Origin of the sequence: Viridibacillus arenosi, from assembly GCF_001955655.1 — a bacterium.
Classification (GTDB): Bacteria; Bacillota; Bacilli; order Bacillales_A; family Planococcaceae; genus Viridibacillus; species Viridibacillus arenosi.
Genome location: NZ_MSPW01000002.1, coordinates 1 through 23,553 on the forward strand (window position 1 = coordinate 1; position 23,553 = coordinate 23,553).

At 35.9% G+C, this 23,553-nt stretch carries 22 protein-coding genes, 3 tRNA genes and 2 pseudogenes; 22 read left to right on the top strand and 5 right to left on the bottom strand.

Annotated elements, in window-relative coordinates:
• Positions 1–3 precede the first annotated feature (3 nt).
• From BK137_RS03905 to BK137_RS03935, 7 genes are all read left to right on the top strand, one after another.
• Positions 4–78: transfer RNA gene (locus BK137_RS03905), tRNA-Asn, on the top strand.
• A 5-nt stretch (positions 79–83) separates the two neighbouring features.
• A tRNA-Ser gene (locus tag BK137_RS03910) sits at positions 84–174 on the top strand.
• Between the two features lie 4 nt (positions 175–178).
• Positions 179–250, top strand: a tRNA-Glu gene (locus BK137_RS03915).
• A gap of 223 nt (positions 251–473) precedes the next feature.
• Positions 474–1,238, top strand: a complete 765-nt coding sequence (locus BK137_RS03920) for a MerR family transcriptional regulator (RefSeq protein WP_038188174.1) — start codon at positions 474–476, stop codon at positions 1,236–1,238.
• Positions 1,239–1,326: 88 nt separating this feature from the next.
• Positions 1,327–1,818, top strand: a complete 492-nt coding sequence (locus BK137_RS03925) for a TraR/DksA C4-type zinc finger protein (protein WP_051448792.1) — start codon at positions 1,327–1,329, stop codon at positions 1,816–1,818.
• 218 nt (positions 1,819–2,036) lie between these two features.
• Positions 2,037–3,239 (top strand): MFS transporter, encoded by a 1,203-nt coding sequence (locus BK137_RS03930; protein ID WP_038188171.1) that lies wholly within the window; start codon positions 2,037–2,039, stop codon positions 3,237–3,239.
• A gap of 45 nt (positions 3,240–3,284) precedes the next feature.
• Positions 3,285–4,217: a dipeptidase gene (locus BK137_RS03935; protein ID WP_038188170.1), complete on the top strand. Its 933-nt coding sequence runs from the start codon at positions 3,285–3,287 to the stop codon at positions 4,215–4,217.
• Positions 4,218–4,275: 58 nt separating this feature from the next.
• Here BK137_RS03935 and BK137_RS03940 read toward each other — a convergent pair whose 3' ends face one another.
• Positions 4,276–5,211 (bottom strand): hypothetical protein, encoded by a 936-nt coding sequence (locus BK137_RS03940; protein WP_038188168.1) that lies wholly within the window; start codon positions 5,209–5,211, stop codon positions 4,276–4,278.
• 366 nt (positions 5,212–5,577) lie between these two features.
• On the opposite strand from BK137_RS03940, the gene BK137_RS03945 reads away from it, so the two are divergent.
• The 8 genes from BK137_RS03945 to BK137_RS03980 all read left to right on the top strand — a co-directional run bounded on the left by BK137_RS03945 (position 5,578) and on the right by BK137_RS03980 (position 14,740).
• Entirely contained in the window at positions 5,578–6,963 is a 1,386-nt protein-coding gene (locus tag BK137_RS03945; RefSeq protein WP_038188166.1) for an isochorismate synthase, read from the top strand.
• The gene (menD, locus tag BK137_RS03950) at positions 6,956–8,680 is read left to right on the top strand and encodes a 2-succinyl-5-enolpyruvyl-6-hydroxy-3-cyclohexene-1-carboxylic-acid synthase (RefSeq protein WP_038188164.1); all 1,725 of its coding nucleotides are present in this window, start codon (positions 6,956–6,958) and stop codon (positions 8,678–8,680) included. The genes BK137_RS03945 and menD overlap by 8 nt, the downstream gene beginning before the upstream one ends.
• Complete coding sequence (gene menH, locus BK137_RS03955) at positions 8,668–9,483, top strand: 2-succinyl-6-hydroxy-2,4-cyclohexadiene-1-carboxylate synthase (protein ID WP_179078243.1); 816 nt, start codon at positions 8,668–8,670, stop codon at positions 9,481–9,483. Before menD ends, menH begins: the two co-directional genes overlap by 13 nt.
• A 26-nt stretch (positions 9,484–9,509) precedes the next feature.
• Positions 9,510–10,328, top strand: a complete 819-nt coding sequence (gene menB / locus BK137_RS03960) for a 1,4-dihydroxy-2-naphthoyl-CoA synthase (protein WP_038188163.1) — start codon at positions 9,510–9,512, stop codon at positions 10,326–10,328.
• Positions 10,329–10,455: 127 nt separating this feature from the next.
• Positions 10,456–11,901, top strand: a complete 1,446-nt coding sequence (locus BK137_RS03965) for an o-succinylbenzoate--CoA ligase (RefSeq protein ID WP_038188160.1) — start codon at positions 10,456–10,458, stop codon at positions 11,899–11,901.
• A gap of 181 nt (positions 11,902–12,082) precedes the next feature.
• Positions 12,083–13,042: a response regulator transcription factor gene (locus BK137_RS03970; protein WP_038188157.1), complete on the top strand. Its 960-nt coding sequence runs from the start codon at positions 12,083–12,085 to the stop codon at positions 13,040–13,042.
• 145 nt (positions 13,043–13,187) lie between these two features.
• On the top strand, positions 13,188–14,036 hold the full coding sequence (locus BK137_RS03975; protein ID WP_038188154.1) for an ABC transporter ATP-binding protein: 849 nt from the start codon (positions 13,188–13,190) through the stop codon (positions 14,034–14,036).
• Entirely contained in the window at positions 14,033–14,740 is a 708-nt protein-coding gene (locus tag BK137_RS03980) for an ABC transporter permease (RefSeq protein WP_038188151.1), read from the top strand. The genes BK137_RS03975 and BK137_RS03980 overlap by 4 nt, the downstream gene beginning before the upstream one ends.
• 97 nt (positions 14,741–14,837) lie before the next feature.
• Here BK137_RS03980 and BK137_RS03985 read toward each other — a convergent pair whose 3' ends face one another.
• The 3 genes from BK137_RS03985 to BK137_RS22210 form a co-directional block, all read right to left on the bottom strand.
• The gene (locus BK137_RS03985; RefSeq protein WP_038188148.1) at positions 14,838–15,809 is read right to left on the bottom strand and encodes a metal ABC transporter solute-binding protein, Zn/Mn family; all 972 of its coding nucleotides are present in this window, start codon (positions 15,807–15,809) and stop codon (positions 14,838–14,840) included.
• A gap of 98 nt (positions 15,810–15,907) precedes the next feature.
• Complete coding sequence (gene yidD / locus BK137_RS03990; protein WP_038188145.1) at positions 15,908–16,141, bottom strand: membrane protein insertion efficiency factor YidD; 234 nt, start codon at positions 16,139–16,141, stop codon at positions 15,908–15,910.
• Positions 16,142–16,306, bottom strand: coding sequence for a hypothetical protein (locus tag BK137_RS22210; protein ID WP_155981199.1), 165 nt, complete (start codon positions 16,304–16,306; stop codon positions 16,142–16,144).
• Positions 16,307–16,404: 98 nt separating this feature from the next.
• On the opposite strand from BK137_RS22210, the gene BK137_RS03995 reads away from it, so the two are divergent.
• The 3 genes and pseudogenes from BK137_RS03995 to BK137_RS04005 all read left to right on the top strand — a co-directional run.
• Complete coding sequence (locus BK137_RS03995) at positions 16,405–16,839, top strand: Dps family protein (RefSeq protein WP_038188143.1); 435 nt, start codon at positions 16,405–16,407, stop codon at positions 16,837–16,839.
• 191 nt (positions 16,840–17,030) lie between these two features.
• Positions 17,031–17,972 carry a c-type cytochrome gene (locus BK137_RS04000; RefSeq protein ID WP_038188139.1) on the top strand — a complete coding sequence of 314 codons (942 nt, stop codon included), beginning with the start codon at positions 17,031–17,033 and terminating at the stop codon, positions 17,970–17,972.
• Positions 17,973–18,266 (top strand): annotated as a pseudogene (locus tag BK137_RS04005) (phosphoenolpyruvate hydrolase family protein); the annotation flags it as partial.
• 230 nt (positions 18,267–18,496) lie between these two features.
• Here BK137_RS04005 and BK137_RS22585 read toward each other — a convergent pair.
• A pseudogene (locus BK137_RS22585) lies at positions 18,497–18,735 on the bottom strand (hypothetical protein); the annotation flags it as partial.
• Positions 18,736–19,087: 352 nt separating this feature from the next.
• On the opposite strand from BK137_RS22585, the gene BK137_RS04010 reads away from it, so the two are divergent.
• The 4 genes from BK137_RS04010 to thiD all read left to right on the top strand — a co-directional run bounded on the left by BK137_RS04010 (position 19,088) and on the right by thiD (position 23,531).
• On the top strand, positions 19,088–19,945 hold the full coding sequence (locus BK137_RS04010; protein WP_038188135.1) for a RhaT/GlcU family sugar-proton symporter: 858 nt from the start codon (positions 19,088–19,090) through the stop codon (positions 19,943–19,945).
• A gap of 12 nt (positions 19,946–19,957) precedes the next feature.
• Positions 19,958–20,743, top strand: coding sequence for a glucose 1-dehydrogenase (gene gdh, locus BK137_RS04015; protein WP_038188132.1), 786 nt, complete (start codon positions 19,958–19,960; stop codon positions 20,741–20,743).
• A gap of 687 nt (positions 20,744–21,430) precedes the next feature.
• Positions 21,431–22,654 carry a putative hydroxymethylpyrimidine transporter CytX gene (gene cytX, locus BK137_RS04025; protein ID WP_038188129.1) on the top strand — a complete coding sequence of 408 codons (1,224 nt, stop codon included), beginning with the start codon at positions 21,431–21,433 and terminating at the stop codon, positions 22,652–22,654.
• Positions 22,655–22,673: 19 nt separating this feature from the next.
• Positions 22,674–23,531, top strand: coding sequence for a bifunctional hydroxymethylpyrimidine kinase/phosphomethylpyrimidine kinase (gene thiD / locus BK137_RS04030; protein WP_051448791.1), 858 nt, complete (start codon positions 22,674–22,676; stop codon positions 23,529–23,531).
• Positions 23,532–23,553 lie beyond the last annotated feature (22 nt).

Sequence of the window (23,553 nt, forward strand, 5' to 3'; positions counted from 1 at the left end):
TTTTCCGAAGTAGCTCAGTGGTAGAGCATCCGGCTGTTAACCGGACGGTCGTAGGTTCGAGTCCTACCTTCGGAGCCATATATGGGGAAGTACTCAAGTGGCTGAAGAGGCGCCCCTGCTAAGGGTGTAGGTCGCGTAAGCGGCGCGAGGGTTCAAATCCCTCCTTCTCCGCCATATAGGCCCCTTGGTCAAGCGGTTAAGACACCGCCCTTTCACGGCGGTAACACGGGTTCGAATCCCGTAGGGGTCATACTTTAAAAACCATTAGAATCATATTTGATTCTAATGTTTTTTTTGCGTTTGGAAAGTAAATTGAAAAGGCATTTTTTTAATGAGTTAAAGCTATTTTTGCAGATAATGAAAGTAACATACTAAGTAAAGGCTGATTGCCGATACTTAGATTTTTTATTTTAAATACTGTTGACCTTAACGTTACGTCAAACTATATAGTAGAAACATGGAGGTGAAAGAAGATGGAAATGACAATTCAAAAACTTGTTCAGCTGTCAGGAGTTAGTTCAAGAACATTGCGTTATTATGATGATCTAGGCTTGTTAAAACCTGCACGTGTAAATTCTTCAGGTTATCGTATTTATGGGCAAGAAGAGATTGATTTGTTACAGCAAATATTATTTTATCGTGAATTAGGCTTTAAGTTAGAAGTCATTAAAGAAATCATAACAGTCGAGAATTTTGACTATAAGAATGCCTTAATGGAGCATTATAAGGCATTAATGGAGAAACGCCACCAATTAGATGTCATGATAACAACGGTAACTAAAACGATCAGTGCTATGAATGGAGGAATTCAAATGTCGAATGAAGAAAAGTTTGAAGGTTTAAAGGAAAAAATGATTTTAGATAATGAAAAACAATATGGTCAAGAGATACGTCAAAATTACGGAGATACTACAGTTGATGCTTCCAATAATAAAGTGCAACAAATGACTGAGCAGCAATATGAAGAAGTGCAAGCATTAGAGCAAGACGTGAAGAGATTATTAAAGCAAGCAATGGAAACTGGTCAAGCTGATAGTGATGTTGCTCAGCGTGCTGCCGAAGCACATAAGCGATGGTTAATGTATTATTGGCCAAAGTATAGTAAAGAAGCACATGCAGGACTTGCAGAAATGTATATAGCAGATGAACGTTTCACGAGCTATTATGATAAAGAGCAAAATGGTACAGCACAACTTTTAAGAGATGCTATATTAATCTATACTGGAATGGATATTTAGAGTACTGCAAAAAGCAGTACTCTTTTTTATGTTTGATTTAAAAAATATAGGAAATAATAAAAATAGGTTATATTAATGGAGGAATAAAATGACGAACACAAAATATCAAAATTTAAAAAATCAAATGATACAAGAATTATTTGTGTTGCAGGGAAGAAAATATACACATGAGCCCCCAGACTCAACAGAGTTATCCAATTATGACAACCATCCTGCAGATCAAGCAACTGATTTAACAGATCAAGTAACAGAAATGGCGATAGGCGAGCATAATGAACAAGAAATTGAAAAACTTGAGGCTGCGTTGCGAGCTATTGATGATGGTTCTTATGGAAAATGTAGTGAATGTGGAGAAGACATTCCATTTGGTCGATTAGAGGCTATTCCAACAGCACTGACATGTGTTGAACATGTACCAGAAAATAAGGTACCTACTGACAGACCTGTTGAGGAGGAACTATTAAATGCATCAACAGAGAGACCTATACAGGATGAAAGATCGATTGTTGATAATGAGGACAGTTTTCTAGAAGTAGAAGCATACGGTTCCTCAGATTCACCTAGCGATCAAATAGAATAAAGTAAAAATGGGACTGTGGGGATACAGTTCCATTTTTGTTGTGCTCAATATTAATGACAACTATGTGAAATTAGAAAGATATTTTATGGAATCTTCAGAAATTTATATACATATTAAATTTACATAATTGTAAAATGGAAATATATAGATTTTATTGTATGTAGAAGGGGGAAATACAATTTCATCAATCGATTGACAAATAAGGGGTGAAAATTGGGATGTGGAAAAGATATTCTTTATTACTTAGTGGAATTGGCGTTTCGTTTTTTGGGAATTGGATTTACATAATCGCGTTGAATGTCTTGGTTCTTGATATGACCAAATCAGCAGCAGCAGTTGCAGGTATTTATATTGTAGGTCCTGTTGCAAAGTTACTAACAAATTTCTTTGCCGGCTCCATAATTGATAGGCAGAATAAGAGAAGATTAATGATAATTTCTGATGTGATAAGAGGTTTACTTGTGCTACTTGTACCTTTTATGGGATCGATTTGGATTATTTATACCATAATCTTTGTTGCAAATATGGCAGGTTCTTTTTTTGGGCCCAGCTCTACTTTTTATATTACGAAATTTGTAAAGGAAACCGATCGACGACGATTTAATTCAATTATGAGTATGATGAATTCAGGTTCGTTTTTAATCGGCCCAGCGCTTGCGGGTATACTAATTGCAACAGTAGGTACAACGATATGTGTCGTGATTAACGCAGTTACATTCTTTTGTTGTGCGATTTGTATTTACCTGTTACCAAATATCGAAGATGAAACAATATTAAAGCGTGAACCAATTTCTTTAAAAATGATGTTAGTAGATTGGCAAGTTGTTAAGTCATATATAAAACAAGATCATTATTTTATAAAAGTATATTTATTATTCCAAGTTGCTTTAATGATTGCTTTTTCTCTAGATTCACAAGAGGTGACATTTATTAAGCAAAACTTAGGATTATCTAATCAAATGTATGGAGTAATCGTTAGCATTACGGGGATAGGCTCAATTATTGGGGCATCAATATCAGCAATGTTTGTGAAAAAAATATCATTACAAATATACTTTGCCGTAGGTATGTTGATGACCACAGTTGGCTATTTATTATTTTACAGCTCTGTAGGGTTTTGGACAGCAACTGCAGCATTTATCTTTTTAGGGTTCTTTATGTCATTCTCCAACTCAGGATATGATACTTTCTATCAAAAAAATGTGCCAACAGAAATTATGGGGCGGTTTGGTAGTGTAACAGCAATGTTCTTAAGTATAATACAAATTTCATTTACTTTTATTATCGGTGCTCTAGCTGAATGGTTTTCTTTACAAATGGTGGCTGTAGGATTTTCGGCAATAGCAGTGCTACTATCGGTCATATTGTGCACACAAGTATTTCAAAAATCAAACAAGCGATATTATGCTGAAACAACGTAACCATGTATAATATGTGCAGTAAGATAGCTAATGGGGGTACAACATATGAATATTATCGATTTGCATTGTGATGTGTTATGGAAATTGTCCATAGCCGAAGAACCACTTAATTTTAGAAATGCACCACAATTACAAGCAAATTTAGAACGCTTAAAGCAAGGAAAAGTGAAGGTACAATTTTTTGCGATTTTCGTAGATGAAGATATACCTCAAGGAAGAAAATATTTAGAGGCACTCCGCCAAATTGAATTATTCCAAACACAAGTGCTTGCTCCAAATCCGGAGATCGTACATATTACAGATTGGCATCAACTAGAAACGCTACAAGAAGGTGAAATTGGTGCGGTTTTAACATTAGAAGGTTGTGATGCCATCGGAGCCGATCTATTCAAATTACAGGCTATATTAGATGCAGGAGTGAAACTAGTTGGCCTCACTTGGAATAATGAGAATGCTGTTGCCTATGGTGCACAAAATGACCCTAATTTAGGTTTGAAAGATTTTGCAAAAGAGGTTGTGGCATTATTAAATGAACGTGACATACTCATAGATGTATCACATTTAAACATGCAAGGATTTTGGGATGTACTACCGATAGCTAAACATATTATTGCTAGTCACTCGAATGCACGTGCATTATGTGACCATCCTCGTAATTTAACGGATGAGCAGGCAAAGGCTCTTGTAGAACATGGTGGTCATATTCATCTAGTTTATTATCCAGAGTTTATTGTCAATCATACTGAATCTGCTACAATGCAGGTATTGATTCAACATTTTATGCATTTAGCAAATGTAGTGGGTGTAGAGAATTTAGGGTTAGGATCAGATTTTGACGGCATTCACCAGTTTGTTGAGAATTTACAGAATGCATCTCAAACTCAAAATTTGTTAGAGAAATTGCAAGACCATTTTACTGAGGATGAAGTGAAAGGTATCGCGAGTAATAACTTCTTATCTTATGTGAAAAAAATATAAATTTAAGTATAAAAAAACGTCATGACGTAGGTTGTCATAACGTTTTTTTGCAGTGAAGTTAATTCTTTGTTATTTTCACTAGTACTTGCTTACTTTTGCCGTAAATGATTAATTCGTAAGCATCTTTCTTTATCTGGGTTTTAGTGGATTCTAATGTGAAAAATTTCTTGAAAGTCTCTTTTAAATAAGTGACATTTTCGGACTTAGACTTGTCTAACTCCGTGTTTAAAGAAATATAGGTTTTTCCATTCTTTATTTGATAACTTATACCTTTCAGCATGTAATCACTTTTCCCAATAAGATTATCTGAAATAGTGCTAATAATTGGACTCCATCTATAATCTTGAAGTCTTTTCGATTTGTTATACAGTTTAAATTCAACTTTTTTTATTTTAAACTTTTCCTTCTTTAAAGCCTTTTCCACAGCTTGCTTTATAGTCTTTTTTCTTTTTTCAGTATTAGGTAATTCTATAATGAGGATTCCAGATTTTATATCGTTATATGCTATGCTAGGCGGTGTATCATATCCGAATTTTTTCATGGTTTTTGAAATGATAGGGAAGAGGTTCAGCATTTCTTTATGGATTTCTTCACTTTTAGATGGCAACTCATTAGGCGGAACATTTTCGAATTTCTCGATTTTGATTTTATAATCGTCAATATAGCGGGCTGCCAAAATTTCTTCAACTTTCTTTGTCACTATTGGTTTTTCTTTTTCCAATTCTTCATTGGTTAGATGGAGAGAAATAGTTATGGTATAAGGATATGGTATTAATCCGACACTCATAATTTCATAGTCTGCGCGGTTTAAAGTATCAAAAACTTCCCGAGCCACAGAATTCCCACCAATATCTAATCGAATCGGTGCTAACTTCTTTCCATTACTAGCCATTACAACTGAAATGGTGGTATTACTTATAAAAAGGAAAAAGAAAGCAATTGCAAAGCTTACAATGATATGTGGCTTTTTCAATAGGTTTCGTTTTACTTTCATAAATGCTGACTTTATTTGCTTAGCATCAGACTTTTTTCTCGTAGTGATAACCCCTTTTCAGGACTCTCTTCTAGTATTTTTAAAACTTTTATTACGATCGATTTCAGTTCTTATTCAAATAAGGTTGTTCATAAGTAGAATATATGTTGTTAGACAAAATGTCATGACATAATCTATCATGACGTTTATATTTTAGCTGTATTAGAATTTTTTAGTAAATTACTAGCGGGAATACATAGAAATTGCGAGTGAACTTTGCAAATGAAGTGCCGAATTGCCAATAAAGATGTATGATAGTATAGGATATTTAAGTATGTACGAGTGGATTCCATTAATTGGTGGGATCCGTTGACGGAGGGAATTTTCATGAATCGGAAGTTGTCAGCAACAACCGGCGACCGAATTGAAACGGAGCAATCGACATTATATTTTCATACAGAAACAATAGAAGTAAGTCGATTGTCAGCGCTCGCTTTTTTTGAAGCAGGTGAGCAATCATTTGCTGGACAACGATTTTTTTGGCAAAATCGTGAAAAAACATTTACGCTTGCAGGTTTGGGTCATGCTCATACAATTACAAGCGATGCAAAAGAACATAGATTTGATGACGTTGAACAACAATGGAAAAAGATAACGCAAAATGTTGTGAATGATGAAAATGATATACAACCAATTTTGTTTGGTGGATTTACATTTGATACGGAAAATGAAATGTCAGGTGAATGGACAGGTTTCCCTGAAGCTTTTTTTGCTGTTGCAACATATCAACTTGTGATAAAGAATGATCAAGCTTATGTGAGTATTCATTTGATCACTGAAGAAGAGAATACGACAGAAGCACTTAATGCTTTACGCAAAGAATGTGATGAATTAATTCATACAGCGCAAGTAAAGGCATTAAAAACCTATGCTAAACCTCAAATAAAGAGCAGTTATGAACCTTATAAAGAAGAATACTTGGAATCAATCAGCAAGGTCACGTCTTTAATACGTCAGAAAGAAGCGGACAAAGTTGTTATTGCACGATCGCTCGCTTTGCAATTTGAAGAACAAGTAACATCTCCGAATGTGTTATCACAAGTAATGATGGAGCAGCCAGAAAGCTATTTATTTGGCCTAGAAGAGCAAGGTAAATTGTTTTTTGGAGCATCACCTGAGCGTTTAGTAAAGGTTTCCGATAAATATGCTTACTCTTCGTGTATTGCGGGTTCTATCAAACGTGGGAAAACGGCTGAAGAAGATGACTTGCTAGGACAAAGCTTATTAAATGATACGAAGAACCTTTCCGAGCATCAATATGTGGTGGATATGATCTTACAGACATTTAAAGAAAACTGTGCAAGCTATCAAATTCCAAACGCGCCACAGTTGCTGAAAATTAGAGATATACAACATTTGTTTACACCAGTTGAAGGTCCATTGAAAGAAGGAGCGACTGTTTTACAATTAGTAAAAACATTGCACCCAACACCGGCTTTAGGGGGCGTACCTCGTATGAAGGCAATGGAAGTAATACGAGAATATGAACCAATGAATCGCGGTCTCTATGCAGCTCCAATTGGGTGGCTAGATGCTCAAGGTAACGGGGAATTTGCTGTAGCTATTCGTTCGGCTCTTTTAGCTAAAGATCAAGCATTTTTATATGCTGGTGGTGGCATAGTGGCTGATTCACAACCAAGCAGTGAATACGATGAAACTTTAGTGAAATTCCGTCCGATGTTACGAGCTTTAGGAGGACAATTACATGAGTGAGAAAGAGACTTTAACGAGCTATGTTTATAAGCTCGTTGCGTCATTATATAAAGCAGGTGCACGAGATGTAGTTGTGAGTCCAGGCTCACGCTCAACTCCACTTGCTTATGCTTTTGCTTCTTCAAAGGAATTTAATTTATACCGTCAAGTAGATGAGCGTTCTGCAGCATTTTTGGCATTAGGTATTGCAAAGGCAAGTGTGCGACCGGTTGTACTAGTTTGTACATCAGGAACAGCGGCAGCGAATTACTTCCCTGCAATCGTAGAAGCGAGCTATGCGCGTGTACCATTGATCATATTAACGGCGGATCGTCCACATGAATTACGTGAAGTCGGAGCACCACAAGCAATCGCTCAAGTGAATTTATACGGTACGCATGTAAAATGGTCAGTGGACTTTCCACTACCAGATACATCAACAGGGACAATGTCATTTATCGAACGTCATATAGCACGTGCGATGTCGATTGCGACGACTGCACCTGCTGGCCCTGTACAAATTAATGTACCGTTCCGTGAACCACTACTGATCAATTTCCAAGAAACGTTACCAGGTGGGACCTTTGTGGAAAGTTACGGAGCTGAATTACGTCCTTCGAAAAAAGCATTTAATACATTAGAAATAGCAATTAACAAAGCTGAAAAAGGATTATTAATCTTTGGTGAGATGAATCCAGGAACGGAATTAAAAGCTGTTTGGGATTTTATTCGAAAGGTGAAATGGCCAGTTCTTGTGGAGAGCCTATCTCATTTACGTTCGAATATTCCCGAAGATTGTATGGATTATATCATTGATCAGTATGATGCTATTTTGAAAAACGAGGCTTTTAAAAATTCGATGGCACCTGATACTGTTATTCGCTTTGGCGCACAGTTAGTATCTAAACCTCTTTCATTATTTTTAACCTTGGTTAAACCTAATACGTTTATAGTAATAGATGAAGATCCGATGTTCCGTGATTCTTTAGCAATTGCAACACATCACGTACATGCAAGTGTCAGTGACTGGTTAGAGAATGTCACTGTTGAGTCAACAATCGATGCTATTTATAGATCTAATTGGATTGCTGCAAATGGTATTGCAACAAAACATATTGAGCAGTATTTACAAGAGCAATCTGATGAGGGTGCAATGGCAGCGACGCTCTTTACAAATTTACCTGAAGCAAGTGATTTATTTTCTAGTAGTAGTATGCCAATCAGGGATGTAGATACATTTTTCAACAAAACGGCAAAAGATGTGAAGATTTTTGCGAATCGCGGTGCAAATGGCATTGACGGTGTTGTATCTACTGCTTTTGGTGTGCAACTTGCAAGACAGCGTGAAACGTATTTATTGATTGGTGATTTAGCGTTCCTACATGATGTGAATGGGTTAATCACGACACGATATCAAGAGTGTAATATGACAATCATTGTGATGAATAATGATGGCGGTGGTATTTTCTCATATTTAGCACAAGCTACAGAAGAAGCACATTATGAAGAATTATTCGGAACGCCATCAGGACTTAACTTTAAAGAAATCGCAGTAATGTATGGAGCAGAATATCAGGCTGTAGAAACAAAAGAGGCATTTGTAGAAGTGTTACAAACATCAAAACAAAAACCGCTACGCTTGATTGAAGTATTTACGAATCGTCAAGTAAATGTTGAGACACATCGTAAATTATGGAAAGCGATTGGTGAGGAGTTAGATGCGAAATGGCAAGCGTAATGATGACAGTAAACGGCTTAAACTTGCATTATGAAATTATTAATCCACGTGTCAAAAAAACCGTTGTATTATTACATGGGTTTACTGGTAGCTCTACAACCTGGGATAAAGTAATAAGTTCAATGAGCGATCAAGTACGTATCATTGCAATTGATTTGATTGGTCATGGCTACACAGATAGCCCGAAAAACGTAGAGCATTATTCTATGGAGAAGCAAGTTTCAGTCTTACATGGATTGTTGGCACAACGTGGTATCAATAAATTCACGTTAGTAGGTTATTCTATGGGGGGGCGCATTGCATTAGCTTATGCTTTGCAATACCCTGAAACAATAGAGCAACTTATTTTGGAAAGTGCTTCACCAGGTTTGCAAACGATTGAAGAACGGACTGTCAGAGTAAAAGCTGATAATATTCTTGCAGAGCGTCTTGAAAAAGAGGGTATACAAGCATTTGTGGATTATTGGGAGAACATACCCTTATTTGAATCGCAAAAAAACTTACCTCAAGAAATTCAAGAGGAAATTCGTGCAGACCGCTTATTGCAAAATGAAAGAGGTTTAGCAAATAGTTTAAGAGGCATAGGTACAGGACAACAAAATTCATATTGGGATGAGCTGACAAGCTTTACTAAGCCAGTTGTTTTAGTAACAGGGGAGTTAGATAAAAAGTTTTATCAAAAAGCTGTCGATATGAAGAATTTATTCCAAAATTGTAAGCATGTAGTCGTATCAAAAGCTGGACATGCAATTCATGTGGAAAATCCTAAAACTTTTGCTACAATAATAGAGGAACAAAATTAAAAATTTCAAGTAGGAGGATTATATATATGACTCGTCAATGGGTAACAGAGCGTACATACGAAGATATTAAGTATGAATCTTATAATGGTATCGCGAAAATTACAATTAATCGTCCGGAAGTGCGCAATGCATTCCGACCAAAAACAACTTCAGAATTAATCGACGCATTTACACGTGCACGTGATAATGCAAATATCGGTGTAATTATTTTAACTGGGGAAGGCGATCAAGCATTCTGCGCAGGTGGAGACCAAAAAGTTCGTGGAAACGGTGGCTATGTTGGAGATGACAACATTCCTCGTTTAAACGTATTAGACTTACAACATTTAATCCGTATCACGCCAAAACCTGTAGTAGCAATGGTTGCTGGTTACGCAATTGGTGGCGGACATGTGTTACACATCGTTTGTGATTTAACAATCGCAGCAGAAAACGCTCGCTTCGGACAAACTGGACCTAAAGTAGGTTCATTTGACGCTGGTTACGGTGCAGGTTATTTAGCACGTATCGTTGGCCATAAAAAAGCGCGTGAAATTTGGTACCTATGCCGTCAATACGATGCACAAGAAGCATTGGATATGGGCTTAGTAAATACAGTTGTTCCTCTAGAAAGATTAGAAGACGAAACTGTTCAATGGTGTGAAGAAATGCTTTCTAAATCACCTACTGCATTACGCTTCTTAAAAGCGTCATTCAACGCAGACACAGATGGTTTAGCAGGTCTTCAACAATTCGCTGGAGATGCAACTTTACTTTACTACACAACAGATGAAGCAAAAGAAGGTCGCGACGCATTCAAAGAAAAACGCGAACCAGACTTTGGGCAGTTCCCACGTTTCCCGTAAGTGCTGGATATGCAAAATAAATACTTCAAGTAATCGTCAACAAAAGACAGCTCAAAAAAGTTGTCATTTTAAGCTGTCCTCCAAGGGCAGCTTTTTTTATCAACATATACAACCAGGGGGTGAAAAAATGATACCAAACTGGCTTTTACAACGTAGCCTATTAACACCTGAGCGGATTGCACTTAGCTTTGAAGAAGAACAGTGGACGTTTAAAGAAGCGAATGATAAAGCACATATTTTAGCGAAAAAGTTAACTGCAAATGGCGTAAAGCCGCGATCAAGGGTAGCTATTTATGCACCATCCCATCCCGATATTATTTGGATGATGTATGCTTGTATGCATTTGCAATGTGAAATGGTACTATTAAATTTACGATTAACAGACAAAGAACTAGCTTATCAAATTGATGATGCGGCAGTTGATTTTATTTTAGTAGAGGACTTACTAGTGGGGAAATTGCCAGTAAATAAAGTGCCATCATTGACTTTTAATGAAATTTATACAAGTCATGAAGAGGGATTCATTCTTGCAAACGAGTGGGATGATGATCAAACGATGACAATCATGTATACATCGGGTACAACTGGATATCCAAAAGGAGTTCGTCAAACGGTAGGGAATCACGTTTCAAGTGCTACTTCCTCCGTTTATAATATGGGTTTAGTAGAAGATGATTGTTGGCTTTGTACAATGCCATTATTTCATATTAGTGGATTTTCCATGCTAGCTAAATCATTATTGCATGGTGTCGAAATTAAACTCTATCCTAAATTTAGTGTTAAAGAAATAGTAAACGAATTATTAGCAGGTACTGTAACAAGAATGTCTGTTGTTTCTGTCACTTTAGAAAGAATTATATCGGAGTTGGAAGCTAGAAATGCTAAAGTTTCTCCAAAGTTTTTAACAATGCTTGCAGGAGGCGGGCCGGTTCCAATCGATTATTTGAAGAGGGCGGAACAACTTGGGCTTAATGTTTCCCAAACATACGGAATGACAGAAACATCTTCACAAACAGCAACTTTATCAAGTACAGATGCATTGCGTAAATTAGGATCTGCGGGTAAAGCACTCTTTTTCAATCAAATCCGTATCGATGGTGCAGAGAAAGCTTTTGATCAAGGTGAGATTTTAATTCGTGGTCCTCATGTAACACCTGGATATATAGGCAGATTTTCAGATAAGTCTTCTCAGGAAAATGGCTGGTTACACTCAGGAGATATTGGTTATTTAGACGATGAGGGTTATTTGTATGTCGTTGATCGCCGTTCAGATTTAATCATTTCTGGTGGTGAGAATATATATCCTGCGGAGATTGAAAATGTGCTCGTCTCACATGATGCTGTGCGTGAAGCTGGTGTATGTGGAGTAGAGAATGAAAAATGGGGGCAAGTACCAAATGCATTTGTTGTTTTAAAAGAAAGAGTAAATGTAGATGAATTGCTCGCGTTTTGCAGGGGACATTTAGCCAATTATAAAGTACCACATCAAATTTATATCGTTAGTGAATTACCTCGTAATGGTTCAAATAAGTTATTGCGAAGAAAATTAAAAGAATTATTAAACAAAGAATAAACTCAAGATTGAAATTAATTAAACCATCTATGATGATTAATATCATAGATGGTTTAATTTTTATTAATAGCATTGATTTTAGGCGAATTCAGCAGTTTTCATATGTATTTTAATTGGTTTAAATGAATTAATTTCCATTATGTTGTATAATTTTATTATTTGTGAGAGGAAGTTAATAAATATGACAAAAGATTTTCAACAGATTGTTATTCCTGAGTCTGTTATTGGTGGTGTCACAATTTGTCCTTCGTTCAAATTGCCATTTAATGAGGGTGCTGTAACTGGCATATACTCTGATGTAGAACAAATAGAATATATTGTACAACAACTCCAATACAATAATCAAATAAACTTTCATTTTAGAAAAGAAGGGTGCTACGAACGATTAACAGTAATGGAAAGCCTGAAGTTTGAAAGGGCTTTATATAATTCAAATGCGGTACTCGAGGATGTTCTTAAAATTACTGGTTTGATGGATAAAGAAAGTGTGAAAATCAAGGATTTAAATGATGTACAAGTTCAAAGAGTTCGGTTTGCCAAATTATTAATGCATGAGCAACCTATACATATTTTAGAAGAGCCTTTTCAAAATCTAGATGTAGAAACTAAACGTATTGTCGAAATTGTCATTACAACATTAAAGGAAAAAGGATATATTGTATATTTATTGGCGAATAACTTAGAAGATCTGCTGAGTTCATCAGATCAACTATATCGTCTGGATACAACGGGATTAGAACCATTGGATTTACAAGAGGAGAGAAAAGAATTCGAGAAAACACCTGAAACTGAAAATCAGCTAATTAAATTAGAGAAAATTCCTACCAAGCTGAATGATAAATTCATATTATTTAATCCACCTGAAATTGACTATATTGAAAGTGTAGATGGAGTAGTGAATGTATATGTCAGTGGAGATGCATTTCCATGTACCTTAACACTTAATGATCTCGAACACCGTCTAGTTCCATTTGGTTTCTTCCGTTGTCATCGGTCATATATTGTAAACTTACAAAAGGTTAGAGAAATTGTTACATGGACTAAAAATAGCTATAGCTTAATATTATCTGGTAATGAAAGAACACATGTTCCTTTATCTAAAAGTAAGTTAGTCGAATTAAAGAAAATAGTCGGAATATAAATTATTTCTCAGGAAATAATCGTCCTCCATTCACACATAATTTGATATCATTCACCATCATATAACTCCATTCACCCGATATATAATGCACGATCATGAAGCCTCTTGTATTCTTAGGTCAAGATCGAATACAGGGGGAATACTAATGGAAACGATAATTGAAGTAAAACATTTAGAAAAGAGCTTTCAAAAGGAGAAGGCAATCCGAGATGTTTCTTTTGAAATTAAAAAGGGGGAAATATTTGGTTTCCTTGGACCAAGTGGGTCGGGTAAAACAACGACGATAAAAATTTTAACTGGGCAACTTACTGCATCTGGAGGAGATGTACGCGTCTTTAATAGTGATGCGAGAGCATTGCAACAACCTGCAGCACGTAGTCGATTTGGAATCTTAACAGATAATAGTGGTTTATATACGAGGATTTCAATTGAAGAAAACCTCCTATTATATAGTAAATTATATAATTTACCTGATTCATCAGTTGAAGAGGCGCTCAAGTTTGTTAATTTATATGAAGAACGTAAGAAACGTGTTAATACTTTATCAAAAGGGATGATACAACGCGTTACATTAGCACGTGCTATTCTACATAAACCAGAATTGTTATTTTTAGATGAGCCAACTTCTGCGCTGGATCCAGTGAACACTAATCATATTTATGCTGGATTACGTAAATTAAATGAGATGGGAACGACAATTTTCTTAACGACGCATGATATGACAGAAGCTGAGGTACTTTGTAATCGTGTAGCTTTTTTGGATAAAGGGACTATACGTGCAATTGGATCACCAACCGACTTAAAACGCCAATTTGGAGATGACTCGTTAACAGTTGAACTATTAGATGGTAAAAAGGAAATAATTGGTAAAGGAGCAGAAGATGCTAAACAAATGTTTGAATGGATGCAAAATAATCAAGTAGAACGTATATCTACTAATGAACCGAGTTTAGGGGATATTTTCGTACAAGTAACGGGGAGGGAACTACTATGAACACATCAGTTAAAAGAATCCAAGCAATATTAGTGAAAGACTACAAGGAGTTTTCGCGTAATATAGCGGTATCATCAATGATCTTTTTACCGCTAATTTTAGCAGCTATGTATGCTCGAATGGGTGTCGATACAATTCAAGGGTACTTTATGTCGATTAACATTACATTTTCAATGGTAGCCACTTACGTCCAATGTTGCTTGATTGCTGAAGAGAAAGAGAAGAATACGCTGAGGAGTTTAATGTTATCTCCAGCATCGACTTCTGAAATCCTAATTGGTAAAAGTACATTAACATTTATATCAACTATGCTTATTGTAGGGGGATGTATGTATTTCTCAGGGTATATGCCAGGGAATTTAGTAGTGATGGCATTAGCACTAATGTTATCAGCAGTATTTTATATAGCTGTCGGAACATTTTTAGGCCTTTTTGCTAAGTCCGTAATGGAATCGTCTGTGATTGTATTACCCGTACTAGCTATATTTTCATTAGGACCTATGGGGATGGCGTTCATTGAAAATTATCCTATATTGAAAGTTGTCGAATGGCTTCCAAGTGTTCAAATTATTCTTTTGGGAGAGCTACTTGAAAAAAGTTATGCTTTAGGGGATTTGATTAAGCCATTTGCAGTGATTATTGGATGGATTATAGTAGCAGCTATAGCTACAGTGGTTACCTTTAAAAAACGAATGGTGGATTAGTTGGGTAAATACTTGGTAATAAAGTGAAAATTAAAAACCCGTGCATAGAGCCATTATACGGACTCTTTGTACGGGTTTATTTTTTGTTTAACACATATTATTTTGATTCATGCAAAGCCTTTTTTAATGTCTCGATATCTTTTTTCATTAAAGTAAAGTATGTTTCATCGTTTTTAATGTCCTCATCTGTAAGAACACTTAAATTGTGAAGAGTAAGTGGTTCTGCACCTACTTCTTTTTGGATGACTTCTGCTAACTTAGAAGAAACATTTTGTTCAAACAGGATATAGTGAATATGATTCTCTTTTGCTTGATCTACAATTTTCGTTAATTCTTTTTGAGAGGGTTCGTCTTGGGAATTCAACCCGGCTACGGAAATTTGAGTTAATCCGTATGTCCCAGCAATGTAGCCAAATGCAGAATGAGATACAAAGAATGTTTTAGAAGGGGCATTATCTGCCATTTCTTTGAATTCTTTATCTAAATCTTGAAGCTCTGAGATTAAAGACTTGTAATTTTTTTCAAATTCTTCTTTATGATTTGGTTGAGTTTTTACTAAAGCGTCTTTAATAGAAAGTGCTAAATCTTGGCTGATGATAGGTGAAAGCCATACGTGAGGGTCAATATCACCATGTGCATGATCATGATCTTCTTCTTCAGCTTCATGTTCATGTGCAACACTTGTACTAACGTCTAGTTTTTCTTCGGATACATTAGCGGCAGTTTCAATAAGTTCTACATTTTCATTTTTTAATGTTTTTTGGGCATTTTCAACGAAGCCTTCTAAACCTAAACCAACATAGAAAAATAAATCCGCATCTGCTAAATTCATCATATCCTTTTGAGTTGGGTCAAATGAATGTTCATTTGATCCAGGAGGATAAATTGAATTAACTTCAACATGACTACCGCCAATCCGTTCTGCAAAGTAAGTTAAAGGATAAACAGTTGTGTAAATAGAAAGTACGTCTTTATTACTTTTATCCTGATTTACTTGGTCATCTGCATTACAGGCAACGGTAAATAAAGCGAGTATAGCAATTAAAAATATAGATAGAGTCTTTTTCATATAAGCACCCCTTAAATAGTAATCATTACGATTTGTTCTTTCGACATGTTTTATCATACAAGAGTTTATAAAAAAACACAATAAAAAAAGCCCCGAAATTAATCTTTTTTCGGTGGCCATTCTTCTGGTACAGGGTCATATCCACCTGGATGTAGTGGATTACAGCGTAAAATGCGACGGATTGCTAGGTAAGCGCCTTTAAAAGCACCGTGTTTTTCAATCGCTTCCAACCCGTAATTTGAGCATGTTGGGTAGAAGCGACAAGATGGTGGAGTCAAAGGTGAAATCGCTTTTTGATAAATGCGAATAAGGAATTTGAAAATATACTTCATTTACTTTTCTTCTTTCTCGGCAGTATAAAAAGGCTGCGTTGGTTTAGGATCAATCGTTTTATGTGAATCTTTTTGGTTGTTTTTTGCGATATAGTAAATTAAATAACTTGCTAAAGCTACTGTCAAAATAACAACAGGCATTATGGCAATCCAAGCAATCGACATTTATTTCACCTCAATGATTTCTTCATGTTTATTTTACTTAAAATAGCGGTATATTAACAGTATAGTGCTTAAAACAGAAAGAGGAGTGTGAAAGTTTTATGTCAGCTTTACAAAATGAATTAAATCAACTAGTAGCTTCATGGTCGGTGCTTTATACAAAATTACATAACTACCATTGGTATGTGAAAGGACCATCTTTCTTTACGCTACATGAGAAATTTGAGGAATTGTACAATGAAGCCGCAACTCATTTAGATGAAATCGCTGAACGAATATTAACTTTAGGTGGACAGCCTGTAGCAACATTAAAAGAGCATTTGGAAATTTCGAATGTAAAAGAAGCGACTGGTAACGAATCAACAAACGAAATGGTTGAAACTGTTATTAGCGATTTTGAGATCATGATGAAATCCTTAAAATCAGGAATGGATGAAGCTGCAAAAGAAGAAGATGACATGACGGAAGATTTATTAAATGCTACCTATCAAAGTCTTGATAAACATGTTTGGATGTTAAAAGCATTCTTGGGTTAATCTAAATAATATTAAAGTAAAGTCAGTAGTTTTTGCTATTGGCTTTTTCTTTTGCCTACAAAATGAAATAACATATTTTGTGTCGAATAACTGACATTTACTAAAAATACCCATTTTATTCACTGGCAATTACTGATTACATTTTCTATTTAAGTTAATATAAGGGTAACAAACGCAATGGAGATGATTTTATGAAATCAGGCACAGGAATAGCCGTTGGCCTTTTGTTTATTGGAGCAATACTTGGGGGAGTATGGCTTACAAAAGCATTCTTTGTTGAAGGTTTAGATGCAACAGAAATGGTAACAGCGAGTGCGAAAAGTTCAAATGATAAAAATCTTTCTTATAATCCTCCAAGTTTAGACGATGTACCAGAGGGAGAGATGGGTGAGTCCATTCTCTTTGGATATGAATTAGTAAATGATACTAACAACAAAGCAGAGCAATATGTAGGAAACAATTTAACTTGTACAAGTTGTCATGCTGGAGCGGGATTAGATGAGAACTCTTCTTCATTAGTTGGAATGACTGCTGTTTATCCGCAGTATATTGAACGTTCTGGAGGTATTGTAACGATAGAAGAACGTATTAATGGTTGCATGGTCAGAAGTATGAATGGGAAGAAGTTTGAAGCAAATAGTGATGAACTTGAAGCAATTGTATCTTATTTTAAATATATTTCTAAAGATATTCCAGTAGGTGCAGATATGCCTTGGCGTATGAACAATTCAATGGAAAATGTACCTGTTCCAAGTGTTGCTAATGGTGAAGAAATCTATCAAAAATCATGTATTACATGTCATGCTGCAGATGGAGCTGGCACTGGTCCAAATACTGGCCCTGCATTATGGGGAGAAGATTCTTTTAATGATGGAGCGGGTTTAGCACGTCTTTCAAAACTTGCAGGATATGTAAAAAATAATATGCCAGCTGGTGGTGAAGGAACTCTAACTGATCAAGATGCATCAGATTTAGCGGCATTCATCTTATCTCAAGACCGTCCAGTATGGGCTAATCACGATAAAGACTGGCCAAAAGGTAATCGACCAAAAGATATTATGGATAAAGAAAATCGTCAAAAAGTGAAAGATGGTACGATTGATTGGAAAGCTATGCTAACAACTAAACAATAAATCTTAGTTGCTCACATGGGGTTGACGACAAAAGGAACAATTGGCGCACATACCGCATTAACATTGGATTGTGAGGAACGAATTCAAAAAATAATTGAAGCTGGTCGTTTTATCAATCCAGATATTTTAGTTATTTGCCATGGTGGACCAATTGCTGAACCAGCAGATGCTGAATATGTGATCAACAAAGTGGAAGGTATTTGTGGTTTCTTTGGAGCTTCAAGCATTGAACGTTTTGCTGTTGAAAAAGGAATTAGAGAACAATCAGAAGCTTTCAAGAATATTCGTTCTTAATTTGTCATGAAAGTTAATGACAGTATTTAAATGACGTCTTGTTAATAATTAATTCTGGTTAAGTTCTTTTTCATAAAAGCTAATTAGAAACTGAACTTACTATTGCTAAAAATCAAAAGCAACCTTTCTCGAGTTTAATACTGAAGTAGCTATTTTAAATGCCTTTTTGAGGACTAATAAGAGCATGTTTTGAACAATCTACGTTCATAACATGCTCTTTTTTAGTTCGTTTAGGGGTTTCTACAGTGATTAACTATAAACTTATGCAGATGGTTATTATCTAATTGCTTTTCATGTTTTTGTTTATTAAATTTCGGATTCAATTCACTCCACACATCAAATTTATTTCCATCTAAATCAGCAAAGACAAAGTTTCTACGTGTATGTCCTTTATTTGCATATATTACCGACTTCCATTTTACTGTTCTATAAAAACGCTATGAATTTTTTCTAATGCAGTTAATCCATTATGAGTTTATAAAAAATAGGTTCAATTAGATAAAAGGATTAGAAATAGAAAAAAGTGAAAGAATAGTAAGGTGGAATGAAATTCATCAATAAAGGAGACAAAAAATGCAAGATATAAAATTAGCAGTAATTTATTACAGTATGGATGGCACTAACTAGCGATGGGCTGAAGAAGGTGCAAACAGCAGTGAATTCAAGCAAAGCATACAGTAACAGTTGCAGAATGGGTAAAGAAAGCAAATCAAAAAGGGCGTTGAACCAAAATTTCAACATTTTGTTGGAGAAGGATTTAGATCTTTGTACTAAAATTTTACTCGCATCAATATGAAATTTAATATAGAAAGGCTTAAAAAATGGATATCTTCCTAGCAATTTTACCTGCTTTATTTTGGGGAAGCATTGTGTTATTTAATGTTAAACTTGGCGGAGGACCCTATAGTCAAGTACTAGGGACAACCCTAGGTGCACTTCTTTTCTCCATAGGTATTTATATTTTTGTGAAACCGGTGTTAACACCGGTAGTTATCGGTGTAGGAATTGTATCAGGTTTATTTTGGGCATTAGGACAAGTAAATCAATTAAAAAGTATTGATATAATGGGCGTTTCTAAAACAATGCCCATTTCTACAGGGTTGCAATTAGTTTCCACTACTTTGTTTGGAGTAATTGTGTTTCATGAATGGTCCACTACGATGTCGATTGTATTAGGTGTTCTTGCACTTATTTGTATCATTACTGGAGTCGTACTCACATCACTTCAAAACGAGGAAGAGAAACAAAAAGCAGAAGCAGGGAATTTTAAAAAGGGAATATTGATTTTACTTGTTTCAACCTTTGGTTATTTAGTTTATGTAGTAGTGATACGCTTATTTGATATAAATGGATGGTCTGCTTTATTTCCTCAAGCAATTGGAATGGTTCTAGGTGGTATTTTATTGACATTTAAGCATAAACCATTTAACAAATATGCAATTCGCAATATTATTCCAGGTTTAATCTGGGCAGCTGGAAATATGTTTTTATTTATTTCTCAACCCCGCGTAGGTGTAGCAACAAGTTTTTCCCTTTCTCAAATGGGAATTGTAATTTCGACGTTAGGTGGAATATTTATATTAGGTGAGAAGAAAACAAAACGTCAATTCATTGCTATTATCATTGGGATTGTTTTAATTATCGCGGCTGGAATTATTTTAGGAATTGCAAAAGGATAGGAGAGCTAAGTTATGTATCCAGATTTAAAAGGAAAAGTTGTTGTCATTACAGGTGCCTCAACGGGACTGGGAAAAGCGATGGCAATTCGCTTTGGAGAAGAAAAAGCGAAAGTTGTGATTAATTATCGCTCTAATGAAGCAGATGTAAATTCTGTAGTGGAAGAGATTAAAAAAGCAGATGGAGAAGCCATTGCGATAAAAGGTGATGTTACAGTTGAATCGGATGTTATAAATTTAATTCAGTCAGCTGTGAAAGAGTTTGGTACGCTCGATGTGATGATTAATAATGCAGGTATAGAAAATCCAGTAGCTTCACATGAGATGCCCTTAAATGATTGGAATAAAGTAATCAATACGAATTTAACAGGTGCATTTTTAGGAAGCCGAGAAGCAATCAAATATTTTGTCGAGCATGATATTAAAGGTACCGTTATCAATATGTCTAGTGTTCACGAGAAAATTCCTTGGCCATTGTTTGTGCACTATGCTGCTAGTAAAGGTGGTATTAAGTTAATGACAGAAACATTAGCTTTAGAATATGCCCCAAAGGGAATTCGTGTAAATAATATTGGGCCAGGAGCTATCAATACGCCAATTAATGCTGAAAAATTTGCTGACCCAGAAAAACGTGCTGATGTTGAAAGTATGATTCCGATGGGGTATATTGGAAAACCGGAAGAAATTGCAGCGGCAGCAGCATGGCTTGCCTCCTCCCAAGCAAGCTATGTAACAGGGATTACATTATTTGCTGATGGTGGGATGACTTTATACCCATCCTTCCAAGCTGGACGTGGATAAAGTAGTTGATTAAAGATTCAGTACTATTGAATAAGTGCGGCTACCTTATAAGCTCTTATTGTAGATTAAGTAGTGTGCACAGAATAATTATTCAATACGCAGGCAGAACTAGACAAGGACGAATTGTAACGTGGACTCTAAAAAATCGCGCCAAGTATAGGATTCTTCAGCTGTTCATTCAACTAAACATGACATGGTCAAAGATGTACGAAAAAAGACCTGCCCAGGTATACTTTTCATTTAAAGGGTTAGGTGTGAATCGGAAAGAATGGAAAAATCAGAAAAACGATCAAACTAGTTGATTGGAGTGCAGGCGGAGACCCCTTGGGGAACTAGCGAACATCTTGAGACCTCGTAGGAGCGTTAGTGACGAGGAGGCTCAAGGTCCGTCCCCAGGAAAGCATCCGCCGGAATGGAAATTAACGGGATCGAAGAAAAAGCCATGTCAGAAACGATTAATCGTTTCCGCCATGGCTAAAATTCATTTTACGGACTTTTTCAGTGCCCTCCGAAATGATGGGAGCTAATTCGTACTTTTATTAATGTTAGGAGAAGTCATTTTTCTTTTCACAAAGAAGTAAACTGACCTTATCATTTTATCCAATATTGGTCCTTTTAATATAATCATATATTAAGGTACAATAGCGAATAATTCTGAAAATATTTGTGAAAAGAATAGAGGCTAACATGAATAATACATATAATACAACGACCATTAGCCAATTCTTTCTTTGGGTTGGAGCTTCTGTATCGATTGCAGAAATTGTTACAGGCTCACTATTAGCCCCACTAGGTTTAACGAAAGGGATTCAGGCAATTATTCTGGGTCATGTAATCGGGGCAACTATATTATTTTTATCCGCGTGGATTAGTGCGAATAGTCGTGTAACAGCTTTACAAGCAACGCGTATTTCCTTTGGTACATATGGCTCTTATGGTTTAACAATTTTGAATATGCTACAACTTGTTGGCTGGGCTTCGGTAATGATTGCAACAGGTTCAATTGCATTAAATGGTATTTCTAAAGAGTTATTTGCATTTGATTTTCAAGCACTGTGGAGTATTTTAATCGGTACTATTCTTGTGATGTGGGTATTATTTGGTTTGAAGAAAATTTCAAGGCTGAATATTGTTGCAGTGACGATATTATTTGGTTTTACGATTATTTTAACTTCCGTTATTTTTGGTGGAGGAGGAGTTGGGACAGTACCCGATGCAACGATGAAATTCAGTACAGCTGTAGAGTTGAGTGCAGTTATGTCTCTTTCATGGTTACCTTTGATTGGAGACTATACACGCCATGTGAAACATCAGAAAATGGGTACAATAATGAGCGTACTAGGTTACAGTCTAGGAAGTACATTTATGTTTATCATCGGACTTGGTGGTAGTCTTTACGTTGGTTCATCTGATATTAGTGAGATTTTGATGGCGAGCGGTCTAGGTGTAGTCGCACTATTGATTGTGTTATTATCTACTGTCTTAACAACATTTTTAGATTCGTATTCTGCAGGTATTAATTTTAAAAATTTTGTTCCAAGAGCCAATGAGCGTTATGTTTCGGTTCTATTCACGGTTCTAGCAGTGGTAATTGCAATTGCCTCAAGTGTATCTGCATATGAGGACTTTTTGTATTTCATAGGTTCTGTCTTTGCACCGCTATATGGTATTTTGTTTGCTGATTATTATTTATTAAAGCGTCGACATATTGATCCACAAAAGAAATGGTCTTGGCAAAGTTCACTTCTTTGGTTAGCGGGTGTAGTAGTTTACCATGCTTCACTAAAGTATCCAATTCTTCTAGGACACACACTTTGGGTATTAGTTGGAATCTTTGCCATAAGAATAATCATGATGACAATTACAGAGAGAGTTAAAGGTACTAGTAAAGCACAATTAATAGAAAGATAAATGAAGGGATAGAATCAATATGACAGTTTCCAGAGCATTAACAATCGCAGGATCAGCAGCGCGCGGTGGAGCAGGGATTCAAGCAGATATCAAAACTTTTCAGGAGCTAGATGTGTTTGGTACATCAGCTATTACGGCTATTGTGGCAAAAAATCCTCACACAGGACAAGGGATTTTCCCGCAATCAGTTGAAGCGATTGAGGCACAAATTCACACGATTTTAGAAGATATCGGTGCAGATGCAATTAAAACAGGAATGCTTTTCACACATGAAATAATAATAAATGTGGTTAAGTGGATTCAACGATCCGGTGTGAAAAAAATTGTTGTAGACCCTGTAATGATTGGGAAAATCGGTTCCGCATTATTAAAAGAAGATGCTATGGAAGCGATGCGTACGCAACTAATTCCTCTAGCAACGATCATCACACCGAATATGCCAGAAGCTTCTTATTTACTAGACGGCATGGAGTTAAATTCTGTAGAAGATTTAAAAGTAGCGGCAAAGAAATTACACGAATTAGGACCACGATATGTACTTGTTAAAGGCGGGCGATTAGAAGGCCCTGCAATTGATGTATTATATGATGGTGAACAATTCTATTTGTTGGAGGCGCCACGATTCGATACAATCCATACAAATGGTGCGGGCTGTACATACTCCGCAGCAATCACAGCGGGTTTAGCAAAAGGTCAAGCTGTACCAGAAGCTGTTATTGAGGCGAAAAAATTCATCTCAGCAGGCATCCGCCATTCATTTGGTTTTAAACAAGGTGTAGGTCCTACTTATCATGCGGCTTATGGCAAATATGGTGAAACGGACTGCACGGTTACAATTGAAAGTTCAGAGCTTTCTACGAATTACGATGAAAGATAGTTCCCTTGGATATGTAAATATT

What these genes read in the sequence shown, in the direction of transcription:
- BK137_RS03975 (WP_038188154.1), top strand. Translation starts at nt 13,188, where the DNA reads ATGGAAACGATAATTGAAGTAAAACATTTAGAAAAGAGCTTTCAAAAG.
- menH (WP_179078243.1), top strand. Translation starts at nt 8,668, where the DNA reads ATGGCAAGCGTAATGATGACAGTAAACGGCTTAAACTTGCATTATGAA.
- BK137_RS03965 (WP_038188160.1), top strand. Translation starts at nt 10,456, where the DNA reads ATGATACCAAACTGGCTTTTACAACGTAGCCTATTAACACCTGAGCGG.
- BK137_RS03980 (WP_038188151.1), top strand. Translation starts at nt 14,033, where the DNA reads ATGAACACATCAGTTAAAAGAATCCAAGCAATATTAGTGAAAGACTAC.
- cytX (WP_038188129.1), top strand. Translation starts at nt 21,431, where the DNA reads ATGAATAATACATATAATACAACGACCATTAGCCAATTCTTTCTTTGG.
- BK137_RS03930 (WP_038188171.1), top strand. Translation starts at nt 2,037, where the DNA reads ATGTGGAAAAGATATTCTTTATTACTTAGTGGAATTGGCGTTTCGTTT.
- BK137_RS03925 (WP_051448792.1), top strand. Translation starts at nt 1,327, where the DNA reads ATGACGAACACAAAATATCAAAATTTAAAAAATCAAATGATACAAGAA.
- BK137_RS03940 (WP_038188168.1), bottom strand. Translation starts at nt 5,211, where the DNA reads ATGAAAGTAAAACGAAACCTATTGAAAAAGCCACATATCATTGTAAGC.
- BK137_RS03985 (WP_038188148.1), bottom strand. Translation starts at nt 15,809, where the DNA reads ATGAAAAAGACTCTATCTATATTTTTAATTGCTATACTCGCTTTATTT.
- BK137_RS03935 (WP_038188170.1), top strand. Translation starts at nt 3,285, where the DNA reads ATGAATATTATCGATTTGCATTGTGATGTGTTATGGAAATTGTCCATA.
- BK137_RS04010 (WP_038188135.1), top strand. Translation starts at nt 19,088, where the DNA reads ATGGATATCTTCCTAGCAATTTTACCTGCTTTATTTTGGGGAAGCATT.
- BK137_RS03920 (WP_038188174.1), top strand. Translation starts at nt 474, where the DNA reads ATGGAAATGACAATTCAAAAACTTGTTCAGCTGTCAGGAGTTAGTTCA.
- BK137_RS03945 (WP_038188166.1), top strand. Translation starts at nt 5,578, where the DNA reads ATGAATCGGAAGTTGTCAGCAACAACCGGCGACCGAATTGAAACGGAG.
- yidD (WP_038188145.1), bottom strand. Translation starts at nt 16,141, where the DNA reads ATGAAGTATATTTTCAAATTCCTTATTCGCATTTATCAAAAAGCGATT.
- BK137_RS04000 (WP_038188139.1), top strand. Translation starts at nt 17,031, where the DNA reads ATGAAATCAGGCACAGGAATAGCCGTTGGCCTTTTGTTTATTGGAGCA.
- BK137_RS22210 (WP_155981199.1), bottom strand. Translation starts at nt 16,306, where the DNA reads ATGTCGATTGCTTGGATTGCCATAATGCCTGTTGTTATTTTGACAGTA.
- menD (WP_038188164.1), top strand. Translation starts at nt 6,956, where the DNA reads ATGAGTGAGAAAGAGACTTTAACGAGCTATGTTTATAAGCTCGTTGCG.
- gdh (WP_038188132.1), top strand. Translation starts at nt 19,958, where the DNA reads ATGTATCCAGATTTAAAAGGAAAAGTTGTTGTCATTACAGGTGCCTCA.
- BK137_RS03995 (WP_038188143.1), top strand. Translation starts at nt 16,405, where the DNA reads ATGTCAGCTTTACAAAATGAATTAAATCAACTAGTAGCTTCATGGTCG.
- thiD (WP_051448791.1), top strand. Translation starts at nt 22,674, where the DNA reads ATGACAGTTTCCAGAGCATTAACAATCGCAGGATCAGCAGCGCGCGGT.
- menB (WP_038188163.1), top strand. Translation starts at nt 9,510, where the DNA reads ATGACTCGTCAATGGGTAACAGAGCGTACATACGAAGATATTAAGTAT.
- BK137_RS03970 (WP_038188157.1), top strand. Translation starts at nt 12,083, where the DNA reads ATGACAAAAGATTTTCAACAGATTGTTATTCCTGAGTCTGTTATTGGT.